The organism is Agrobacterium sp. fls2-241-TYG-188a (genome assembly GCF_030209845.1).
The window spans coordinates 342,520-353,766 of record NZ_JARVRD010000007.1; the positions used below are offsets into that span (position 1 = coordinate 342,520).

Consider the following 11,247-nt stretch of genomic DNA (forward strand, 5'->3'; position numbering starts at 1 on the left):
ACTCCAAGGATTGCGGCAATGTGTTTCGGTTTGGACATGACACTCTCCCTGCGTTGGTGTTGACCCGGAATACCGGAGAATCGCTCTCCAGTTGAAACACTGATACTCCGGATTTGCGGCGTGATCAATGATTTTCAATATAGGTAGAATATTTTTCTTTATGATGACAGGATGGGGGCGGAATTGTGAAATTTTTGTTTCTCTGCCGCCACCTCTCCAAAGTGCCTGTGACGCCGCATTTCGCGACCGCATTTTTACAAGGCGATCACGGATAGAGGTGATCGTTGCCGTTGAAATCCGAAACCGTGTAGCAACCGTCGGCATGTTTCGATGCCGCATTCTGACCGATGACGGCTTTTCCATGGCCTCCGGGAAGATCCAAGACATAGGTCGGCTGGCAAAGGCCGGAGATACGGCCTCGCAGAGCGGCAACGATACGCTGACCCTCTTCTATATCCAATCGGAAGTGGCTGGTGCCGGGCGCCAGATCGGGGTGGTGGAGGTAGTAGGGCTTGACCCTCATCTCAACGAAGGCGCGCATGAGCTCTGCCAGGACTGAGGGATCGTCATTGATGCCCTTTAGCAGCACCGACTGGCTGACCATTGCAATGCCTGCATCGATCATACGGGCGCAGGCTGCCCGTGCCTCTGTCGTGAGTTCGCGTGGGTGGTTGGCATGAAGCGCAACATAGGTCGTCTTGCCGCTCGACTTTAGGGCATTCACAAGCTCCGAATCGATGCGATCTGGATCGACAACGGGAACGCGGGTGTGGAATCGGATGATTTTCACATGCGAAATGGATTTGAGACCGTCCATGATCGCGGACAGACGCCGCGGCGATAGCACGAGCGGATCGCCACCGGTGAGAATGACCTCCCAAATCTCATCATGGTCGCGGATATAGTCGAGCGCTGCGGAAAGCTCCTGCGGCGTCAACGTCCCGTTGCCCTGTGGTCCGACCATCTCCCGGCGGAAACAGAAGCGGCAATAGACCGGGCATATGTGAACGGCTTTCAGCAACACCCGGTCCGGGTATCGGTGGACTACGCCGTGGACGGGGCTGTGCGCCTCATCGCTGATGGGATCAGCGCGTTCCTGCGGCGTCTGCACCAATTCCGCATCGCTTGGAATGAATTGCAGGCCGATTGGATCCTTCGGATCGCTGGGATCTATGAGTTTGATCATGGCCGGCGTTACGGCCACGGCGTATCTGTCTGCAACGGGACGCAGGCTTTCGAGAGACTGCCTGCCGATCAGGCCAGCATCATGCAACTCTTCCACCGATTTGAGGCTGCGTATCGTCATGAACCATAATCCGGTACTGGCGCCCACATGACAAGGTCAATCCTCGGTGCACCCGTTGCCAACATCACCAGACGGTCAAAGCCAAGTGCAATGCCGCTGGCCGCCGGCATGATTTCGAGCGCTGCCAGCAGGTCTTCATCGATCGGGTAGGTCTCGCCGTAGACACGCTGTTTCTCACGCATTTCCGCTTCGAAGCGGCGACGTTGTTCGGCGGCATCCGTCAGTTCGCCGAAGGCATTGGCGAGTTCCACGCCGCAGGCATAGAGCTCAAATCGCTCAGCAACGCGGCTGTCTGCCGGAGAACGACGGGCGAGTGCGGCTTCGCTTGTCGGGTACTCATCAAGAATGGTCGCCCGCTCGAAGCCGAGCTGTGGCTCGACACGCTCTACGATGACACGACTGAACATATCCGCCCAGCTGTCATCATCGGCAATGCGGATGCCGGCTTGTTTCAGCTCTGCTGCAAGATGATCGCGGTCGGTTTCGCCATCTTGGGCAATGGTTGCCAGAAGATCGATATTTCCGAAGCGATCAAAGGCTTCCGCCACGCTCAGTCGCTCAGGTTCAAGAAACGGGTCGATGCTCCGCCCCCGGTAGGTCAGGGTCTTCGTCTTTGCTGTTTCTGCGGCAAGCCCCAGCAATTGCGCGCTGTCGCGCATCAGCGTCTCATAGGTTTCGCCGACCCGGTACCATTCCAGCATGGTGAATTCCGGATGATGCAACGGTCCGCGCTCGCGATTGCGGTAGACGTGGGCAAAGCAACTGATGCGCTTTTCTCCGGCCGCCAGCAATTTCTTGCAGGCGAACTCCGGCGACGTGTGAAGATACAAGGGCGCGCGCTCGCCGCTGGTGCTTATTCCGGTCGTTGTAAAGGCGTGCAGATGTGCCTCGTTGCCGGGAGAGATCTGCAAGGTCGCGGTATCGACTTCAAGAAAATCGCGGGCGGCGAAAAAGCTGCGCATGGCTGCCTGTATCGCATTTCGACCCAGGAGGAAGGGGCGGCGATCCAGGTGAACGTCGGGCGTCCACCAGGCAGATGCTGTGTCGAGCTTCGAGCCCATATGCTGCTTTCTTTTCATCAATACGGTTGGTCGGCAGAAGAATTGTTCAGATCGAAGGCGTTGAAACTCCGCCTTTTATCGAAATATTCGAAAACTGCCGCACAGTTTTTGGTTCAATGCTGTTGAAGGCTGGCAATTCCCGCAAATTTAGGATAGTTGCGCCCCAGAAAACTTACAAAACGTCCGTCGGGTCGGTGCAGCCGCGCGGTCCTTTACGACGCATTTCATTGAGTTACAAGGAAATCCTATGGTCAAGGTTATCGCCTCATCCGTCCGCAAGGGCAATGTTATCGACGTGGATGGCAAGCTCTATGTCGTTCTCAGCGCCAGCAACTTCCATCCCGGCAAGGGCACGCCTGTGACCCAGGTCGATATGCGCCGCATCGTTGATGGCGTGAAGGTGTCTGAGCGTTGGCGCACGACCGAACAGGTTGAGCGTGCCTTCGTTGAAGACCTGAACTTCCAGTTTCTCTACGAAGACGGTGAAGGCTTCCACTTCATGAACCCGGAAAACTACGATCAGGTCGTGGTTGACGTTGAAACCATGGGTGAGCAGAAGGCCTATCTTCAGGAAGGCATGACCTGCGTCCTGTCGATCCACGAAGGCTTGCCGCTGGCCGTGGAACTTCCGCGTCACGTTACGCTCGAGATCGTTGAGACCGAACCGGTCGTCAAGGGCCAGACAGCGTCTTCCTCCTACAAGCCAGCGATCCTGTCGAACGGTATCCGTACGATGGTGCCGCCGCATGTTGATGCAGGCATCCGGGTTGTCATCGCGACGGAAGACAATTCCTACGTCGAGCGCGCCAAGAACTAAACGCTCCGTGACCCTGCATGATAAAGGCCCCGATCCGGGGCCTTTTTTGTGCGCGGTTTACAAACATAAAAAAACCCGCGGTCGAAGCCGCGGGTTCTTTTGTCTGTTCGAATGCTGAGCTTATCACATGCCCTTGGGAGTGTTGGCTGCAGCTACCTTGGGTCCGGTAACGGCTTGCGTTTCGCCGACCGCGTAACCGCCGCCAAGCGCGATGCTCAGAGATACATAATCCTGAGCCGTCTTTTGAACGGCTGTCGCGAGATTTGCCTGCGCCGTGGACACCTGGCGCTGGGCATCCAGTACGTCGAGCAGAGACGAGGCACCGTCACGATAGCTGGCTGTCGCGAGCGAGAGAGCTTCCTGATAGGACTTCACGGTTCTGCGAAGGGCGTCTTCGGTCTGCTTGTCGCGATTGACGGCTGCCAGTGCGTTCTCAACTTCTTCAATGGCGTTGAGAACAGTGGATTTCCAAACCAGATACTGCTCACGAGCCGATGACTTGGCGATATCGACATTGGCGCGCAGGCTGCCACCATCAAGGATTGGCAGAACGAGGCTTGGGCCGAAGGACCAGGTGTTCGATGTTCCACGCGAGCCATTGTTGGAGAGGTTCACGTAGCTTGGCGAAATCGAGCCGCTGATGGTGATGCTTGGATAGAGGCGGGATTCGGCAACACCGATCTGTGCGGTGGCGGCAGCCAGGTTGCGCTCGGCAACGCGAATGTCTGGACGATTGCGGATCAGGTCAGCAGGAATACCTGTTGTCGCAGGTCTGCGAGCAACCGGCTGGCGTGCGCCACGCTGCAATTCGACAACCAACGAAGAGGCCGGCATGCCGAGAAGTGTAGCGATGCGGTGCGCGGCCTGACGGAAACTTGTTTCAAGACCAGGCATGTCCGCAAGCGTGGAATTGACAAGGCCTTCAGACTGGACGACGTCGAGGCGCGATGCTGCACCGGCTTCAAGCTGAAGCTTGGTCAGGTCCAGCGTCTCGCGACGAGACTTCAGGTTCTCGCGGGCAATTGCCAGACGTTCCTGATAGTAGCGAACATCGATATAGGCTGAAACGACGGAAGAGATCAGCGTCAGACGCTGTACGTCGGCCGTTGAATAGGCGGCATCAAGCTGTGCGCTCGCGTTTTCCTTGGACCGGCGATACTGACCGAAAAGGTCGAGCAGCCAGGACACATCCAGACCGCCTGTGGACTTGTTCTGGACGCTAGAGTTGTTGCTCGGGAAGCTACCCGTGGTCTGTCCGGTGGCGTGGGAGGCAGAACCAGTAAGGCTTGGGAGCGCGCCAGCGCCAGCGACCGTTATCTGCGACTGAGCCTGGTTGATTCGCTCCAGTGCCTGCAGAACAGTGAGGTTCTGGGAGAGGCCCGTTGCCACGTAGCCGTTCAGGCGGCTGTCATTGAACGCGTTCCACCAGGCCACTGTTGCCACGTCGCCGTTGGTGGCGGTTCCGCCCTCGGCAAATTTCCCAGGCATCTGGGTTTCTGGTGCCTTGTGGTCCGGACCGACAACGCAGCCGGAAAGCAGCAGCATTGCAAGAGGAATGGTAGCGCGAATGGACGACATTGAAATTATCCCAATTTTATTTGGCGCACTTGGCACCTCAGTCAAAACGAGCGTAGCGCCGGATACTGAAGAAAAATGCGGTTCACAATTGCCAACATTTCTAACAGCGTCTTTCGGTTTTGCTAGCATATTTTTTATTTGTTAACGTTTAGATATCCGCCGAATAATGACGAAAAACGACGGGATGAAGAAAATTCCGAGCAGTGTTGCAGAAAGCATACCACCCAATACCCCGATACCGATCGCATTCTGCGCCGCAGAGCCTGCACCGTTGGCAATTGCCAATGGTACGACGCCGAGAATGAAGGCGAGCGATGTCATGATAATCGGACGTAATCTCAGCTTTGCAGCTTCGAGGGTAGCATCCAGCAAACTCAAGCCGTGCTCCTGGCGCTCCTTTGCAAATTCGACGATGAGGATGGCGTTTTTCGCGGCAAGGCCGATGGTCGTCAGCAGCCCCACCTTGAAGTAGACGTCATTGGATTGGCCGAAGAAGTGCGCTGCGACCAGCGCCCCCAGCACGCCCACGGGCACGGCCATGATGACCGAGAAGGGTATCGACCAGCTTTCATACAGTGCGGCAAGGCACAGAAACACGATAAGCACCGAGAGCGCATAGAGCATGGGTGCCTGTGAGCCAGACAAGCGTTCCTGATAGGAGATGCCCTGCCATGCCACGGTGTAACCGCCCGGCAAAGCCGTGGTCATCCGTTCCATCTCGTCCATTGCATCGCCAGAAGCGACTCCCGGGCCGGCAGCGCCTTCCATCGAGATCGCGCTTGTTCCGTTGAAGCGAGCGAGTGTCGGCGGACCATTGATCCAGGATACTTCGCTAAAGGAGGAAAAGGGCACCATTTCCCCGTTTGTATTGCGGGCATACCAGTATTTCAGATCTTCCGGCTGCATCCGGTAAGGTGCATCGCCCTGAACGTAAACAGGTCTCAATTCGCCATTCAGCGTAAAGTCGTTGACGTCGCGACCGGCAAAGATCGTGGACAGCATCAGGTTGACGGAAGCAAGATCGACTCCCATCGCCCCCATCTTTTCCTGATCGAGATTGATCTTCATCTGTGATTCGTCGTCACGGCTGTTGCTGCGAAGGGAGCTGAGATTAGGGTTTGTCCCTGCCTGTCTGATCAATTCCTTTGAAGCGGCTGTCAGGGCATCGGTGCCGTTTTTGCCGCTATCGACGAGATACATCGAAAAGCCGCTGGAATTGCCCAGGCCCTGAATGGCCGGCGGCAGAAGTGCGAAGACCTGAGCGTCACGCATTCCGAAGAATGCCTTCTGGGCACGCCCGACGATCGCAGCCGCGTGGCTTTCAGCAGACGTGCGGACTGAGAAGTCCTTCAGCTTGGTGAAAACCATAGCGTTATTCTGGCCGGAACCGGTGAAGCTGAAGCCAAGAACGCCGAAAACCGATTCGACATTGTTGCCCTCTTTCTCGCGGTAGAAGGCCTCCACCTGCTTTACGACAGCATTGGTGCGTTCGATGGTCGAGCCGGTCGGGGTCTGAACGATTGTCAAAAGCACACCCTGGTCTTCCTGCGGCAGGAAGGATGTGGGAAGGCGGGTGAAGAACCAGGCGCAGCCGCCGATCACGACGAGAAACAGGACCAGCACGCGCAGTGGCCGCTTGAGCAAATAGCCGATGCTGGAAACATAGCCGTTGGTCGTGCGGTTGAAGTTGCGGTTGAACCATGCTGCAGGGCCGGTCTGCTTCTTCTCGTGCTTGACCGGCTTCAACATGGTTGCGCACAGGGCAGGGGTCAGAACGATGGCGACCACCGCCGACAGCAGCATCGCAGAGACGATCGTGATCGAGAACTGGCGATAGATGATACCAGTAGAGCCGCCGAAAAAGGCCATGGGGATGAAAACGGCGGTAAGGACGAGTGCGATACCGACGATGGCACCGGTGATTTCCCCCATCGATTTTTCGGTCGCTTCCAGAGGGGAGAGCCCCTCTTCCGACATGATTCGTTCGACGTTTTCAACGACCACGATGGCATCGTCAACGAGAAGACCGATGGCCAGCACCATGGCAAACATGGTCAGCGTGTTGATGGAATATCCGGTCAGCGCCAGAATACCGAATGTTCCAAGAAGAACGACCGGCACGGCAATCATGGGAATGAACGTTGCCCTGAGATTCTGCAGGAAGACGAGGAGAACAACGAAAACCAGAATGATCGCTTCGATCAGCGTGTGTACCACTTTTTCGATCGACAGCTTGACGAAAGGCGTCGTGTCATAGGGGTATTCGATGGCCACGCCTTCGGGAAGAGAGCTTTCTGCGTTGACCAGCACGGTCTTGACACGCGCCGCCGTGTCCAGCGCATTGGCACCGGTGGCGAGGTTAACGGCAAAGCCCGCAGACGGACGGCTGTTGGAGCGCGAATCGCCGCCATAGCTTTCCTGCCCGATCTCGATGCGGGCTACGTCGCTGAGGCGAACAGCTGCGCCGTCCTTCTCGACCTTGAGGATGACGGATTCGAAGTCGGCTACTGTCGTCAGCTGGCTTTGTGCCGTTACCGTTACGTTGAGCTGCTGTCCCACGACGGCTGGTAGCGCACCGAGCGATCCCACCGAAACCTGCGTGTTCTGGCTTTCGATGGCGCTGGTAACATCAGCGGTGGTCAACTGATATTTGTTGAGCCTGAACGGGTCCAGCCAGATACGCATCGCATATTCGGAGCCAAAGACGTTGATCGAACCTACGCCCTCAAGACGTTTGACCTGATCTTCCAGCGTGCTCGAAAATACGTTGCCGAGATCTGCGGAGTTGCGCTTACCGTCGGTGGAGATCAGCGCGCCGACCATCAGGATGCTGGATGTCGAGCGGCTGACATCGACCCCCTGCTGCTGAACGACGTCAGGCAACTGCGACTGGACGAGCTGCAACTTGTTCTGAACCTGGACCTGCGCGATGTCAGGCATGATGCTGTTGCCGAAAGTGAGCGTGACCGAGGCGCTTCCGGTGCTGGAAGACGAGGTCATGTAAGTCAGGTCGTCAAGGCCGGTCATACCGTCCTCGATCACGGTCGTAACCGACTTTTCCACCGTTTCGGCGCTTGCACCATTATAGGTGGCGCTGATGCGGACGGTTGTCGGTGCAATTTCCGGATATTGGGAAATCGACAGGGTCGAAATTGCGAGTGCACCGCCAAGCATGATGACGATTGCGATAACCCACGCAAAGACGGGGCGCCGTATGAAGAAATGAGCCATTTGGACTGCGCCTTACATATTGCAGATGTGCATGGGGAACTCGGACGAATTTACTTTGCTGCGGGCGCAGCCGCGGGTGCGGCTTGAGGCTGCTGCTTCGGTGTCACCAGACCTCGCTCGTCGATTGTTGCCTCGACGGGCGCAACGGTTGCGCCTTCGGTAATCCACTGGAAGCCATCAACCACAAGCTTGTCGCCGTCTTTCACGTTCTCCGTCACCAGCCAGGCGTTGCGGGATTCCTTGCTGGTCGGGAAGATACGCGTTTCAATCTTGTTTTCGGCAGTCACGAACTTGGCCGTCAACTCGCCATTGGCATTGCGGGTCGCTGCGCGCTGCGGGATCAGGAAACCCTTCTCATTGCCAATCGTCAGGGTTGCCCGCATGTACATGCCGGGCAGGATGGTCGCATCGGGATTCTTGAACAGCGCGCGGATAGAATAGGTGCCAGTCGTTTCGCTGACAGACATGTCGGACATGTCGACCTTGCCGTCCTGCGAATATTCGGTGCCGTCCTCAAGCGTCAGATGAATGCCTGCGGTTGCCTCCCGTTTCCCAAGCTGGCCAGATTCAACAGCGCTTCTCAAACGCTGCAGGTTGGCGCTGGACTCCATCAGTTCGATGTAGATGGGGTCGATGCGACGAAGCGTGGTCAGGGCAGATGTCTGGTTGGCTGTGACGACGTTGCCGATGCTGAAATTGGTCGAGGAGGTAATGCCATCAAATGGCGCGCGGATCTTGGTAAGGTCGAGATTGATCGTCGCGGTCTCGAGCGCGGCCTGCGCCTGCGCTACATCGGCCTGTGCCTGTGCCAAGGTCGTTTTTGCATTTTCATATTCGATCTGGGTCGCACCGCTGTTTACCAGTCGTTCGTAACGGGAAAGATTGGCCTGGGCGCCCGGAATGCTTGCCTGCGCCTTGGCAAGACTTGCCTGCGCCTGCGCGACTTCTGCCCTGTAGGTGTTGTCCTCTATCTGGTAGAGAATGTCGCCCTGTTTTACCGCGCTGCCTTCCTTGAAGGGAATTTGACGGATTATACCGGTCACACGCGGTCGAATTTCTGCCATCTGATAGGCGCTTGCTCGGCCTGGCAGAACCGTGGTCAGTGGGTGCTCGCTCATGGACATTGTAATGATGCTGACGGGAGAAGGTGGGCGCTGGTTTGCCTGCCCTGCAGCCTTGTTTTCTTCGCCGCCCTCGCTGCAACCCGCTATCGCGCCTGCCATGAGCATTAGTGTCAATAAAGGACCAAAACGTCTTTTCATCGGAGTTCTCATGTTCGGCGGCCAAGATTTCAGTGATGCTTCATGGTTCACAGCGCATCGGCTCTGCGTCAGTCTTCCGCTTGCGGCGCTTTCAGGCGCCGTTCAGGAGCTTGGTGACGTATAGCCGTTATCGTCACTTAGCAATCCCATACCGCAGTGCACAATCGACTAGTTCAGCAAGTTCTCTACATCGTGTTGCTAAAATGTCGACTTCCTCATGTGCGATGAGCGCAGGATGAAGGACGCTTGTCAACGCCATCAGTGCGGTGCGCGCAGACGTGTCGATATCCGTCTGCGCGTAGATACCGGCCGAAACACCGTCGCGGATGATTGTTGCCAGCAGATCGGAAATGACATTCTCGTAATAACGGCCGCAGGCGAGTTCTCGCTTGGCCGTCATGAGGATCATTTCGAAGATATAGGGATTGTCGTTCAGGTCGCGGCGATGGTTCTCCATCAGGCTTCGTGCCAGATGCGCCAGGCGCTCGAAAGGTGGATGGGATGCGTCCAGCGGCATCAGCTTCTGTTCGAGCAGGCGGATCTGCTGCAGAAACATCGCATCGACCAATGCGTTCTTGGAGTGGAAGTGCTTAAAGACATTGGCGGGTGACATCTCCAATGCCGCAGCAATATCGGCAATGGAGACAGCCCCGAACCCCCGCTCACGAAAAAGACATTCCGTCATTGCCAGAATGTCTCTGCGGGTTTCCTCAGCCGAACGCCGGGGACGGCTTTTCCGAGGGGGATGCTCCTGCGTCCGGGACGGTGAGTTCTCGCTGTTCGTCTTGGTCAAATTACACCCCCTGAAAGAAGGGCTCCAGATTCTTTCGCACCCTTTCAATTGGAGAGCTGCCGCTATCATCGGGCTGGAACGCTTTTCCGGTTATGCGCTCGAACGCCTCGATATAGACTTTGGACGTCTGCTCAACGAGTTCCTGTGGAATTTCGGGAATGGCGTCCTTATAGGGGTCGCACCGCTCAGCCACCCAGGCGCGCACGAAATCCTTGTCAAAGCTTTGGGGCCGCGTCCCGTTCTGGAAGGCTTGCTCATAGCTCTCTGCAATCCAGTAACGACTGCTGTCCGGCGTGTGGATTTCGTCCGCCAGAATGATCGTGCCGTTTTCATCCGTGCCGAACTCATACTTTGTGTCGACGAGGATAAGCCCGCGCTCTGCCGCAATTTCCTGTCCCCGCTTAAACAGTGCCAGCGCATAGGCAGAAAGCGTTTGCCACTGCGTTTCCGTCAGCAGCTTCTTCTCTATGATCTCCGCTGGCGTCAGCGGTTCATCATGGCCGCCATCGAATTCCTTGCTGGTCGGGGTGATGATCGGTTCCGGCAAAACCTGATTGTCTCTCATGCCCTCTGGAAAGGTAACTCCATACATATGTCTCTCGCCCTTCTTATAGAGCGTGAGAATGGAGGTCCCTGTCGTGCCAGCGAGATATCCGCGCACAACGATCTCAACGGGCAGAATATCAAGCCGCTTGCCAATCACCACATTCGGGTCCGGGTAGGACACGACATGGTTCGGACAAATGTCTTTTGTCTGCTCAAACCAGTAGCGAGCTGTTTCGGTCAGAACCTGACCCTTATATGGGATGCAGGTCAGTATCCGGTCGAAAGCACTCAAGCGGTCGGTGGAGATGATGACCCGGTTGCCATCAGGCAGATCATAGTTCTCGCGGACCTTGCCACGATAGTATTTCGGCAGTTCGGGAATGACGGCTTCAGGCAGTACGCGCACGGGATATCCAATCTCTTATATCAGATGAGAACCGACGACATGGCGTCGGAGACTGTGGATACCCTATGGCATGTTTCCCAGCGGAGGACCAGTACGCGCCACATGGTCGCCCTTTCGGGGAAAATCGCCACCCGTCGGAAATACCCCTGCCTTTTCCACGACTTACATAAAATCTGTATTTTTTTGGATTGGCAGTGTTGACTTGTTTGAGGGGTGTCCTCTATAAGTCCGCTCACTGACGAGGGCG

General features: G+C 56.5%; 8 protein-coding genes. 1 reads left to right on the forward strand and 7 read right to left on the reverse strand.

Going from position 1 to position 11,247, the window contains the following annotated elements:
- Positions 1-265: 265 nt before the first annotated feature.
- Together QRN85_RS20410 and epmA are read right to left on the reverse strand one after the other, a co-directional pair.
- Positions 266-1,306, reverse strand: a complete 1,041-nt coding sequence (locus tag QRN85_RS20410) for a lysine-2,3-aminomutase-like protein (protein WP_113099637.1) — start codon at positions 1,304-1,306, stop codon at positions 266-268.
- Positions 1,303-2,367: an EF-P lysine aminoacylase EpmA gene (gene epmA, locus QRN85_RS20415; RefSeq protein WP_284759906.1), complete on the reverse strand. Its 1,065-nt coding sequence runs from the start codon at positions 2,365-2,367 to the stop codon at positions 1,303-1,305. Before epmA ends, QRN85_RS20410 begins: the two co-directional genes overlap by 4 nt.
- Before the next feature lie 247 nt (positions 2,368-2,614).
- Here epmA and efp point away from each other — a divergent pair, with 247 nt between their 5' ends.
- The gene (efp, locus tag QRN85_RS20420; RefSeq protein ID WP_062590428.1) at positions 2,615-3,184 is read left to right on the forward strand and encodes an elongation factor P; all 570 of its coding nucleotides are present in this window, start codon (positions 2,615-2,617) and stop codon (positions 3,182-3,184) included.
- Between the two features lie 123 nt (positions 3,185-3,307).
- On the opposite strand, the gene QRN85_RS20425 is transcribed toward efp, so the two are convergent.
- From QRN85_RS20425 to QRN85_RS20445, 5 genes are all read right to left on the reverse strand, one after another.
- On the reverse strand, positions 3,308-4,762 hold the full coding sequence (locus tag QRN85_RS20425; protein WP_284759907.1) for an efflux transporter outer membrane subunit: 1,455 nt from the start codon (positions 4,760-4,762) through the stop codon (positions 3,308-3,310).
- Between the two features lie 141 nt (positions 4,763-4,903).
- A complete protein-coding gene (locus tag QRN85_RS20430) occupies positions 4,904-7,993 on the reverse strand; it encodes an efflux RND transporter permease subunit (protein ID WP_284759908.1) in 3,090 nt (1,029 codons plus the stop codon).
- 50 nt (positions 7,994-8,043) lie between these two features.
- Positions 8,044-9,255 carry an efflux RND transporter periplasmic adaptor subunit gene (locus tag QRN85_RS20435; protein ID WP_112960933.1) on the reverse strand — a complete coding sequence of 404 codons (1,212 nt, stop codon included), beginning with the start codon at positions 9,253-9,255 and terminating at the stop codon, positions 8,044-8,046.
- Between the two features lie 133 nt (positions 9,256-9,388).
- The gene (locus QRN85_RS20440; protein WP_284759909.1) at positions 9,389-10,048 is read right to left on the reverse strand and encodes a TetR/AcrR family transcriptional regulator; all 660 of its coding nucleotides are present in this window, start codon (positions 10,046-10,048) and stop codon (positions 9,389-9,391) included.
- Position 10,049: 1 nt separating this feature from the next.
- The gene (locus QRN85_RS20445) at positions 10,050-11,000 is read right to left on the reverse strand and encodes a phosphoribosylaminoimidazolesuccinocarboxamide synthase (protein ID WP_284759910.1); all 951 of its coding nucleotides are present in this window, start codon (positions 10,998-11,000) and stop codon (positions 10,050-10,052) included.
- Positions 11,001-11,247 lie beyond the last annotated feature (247 nt).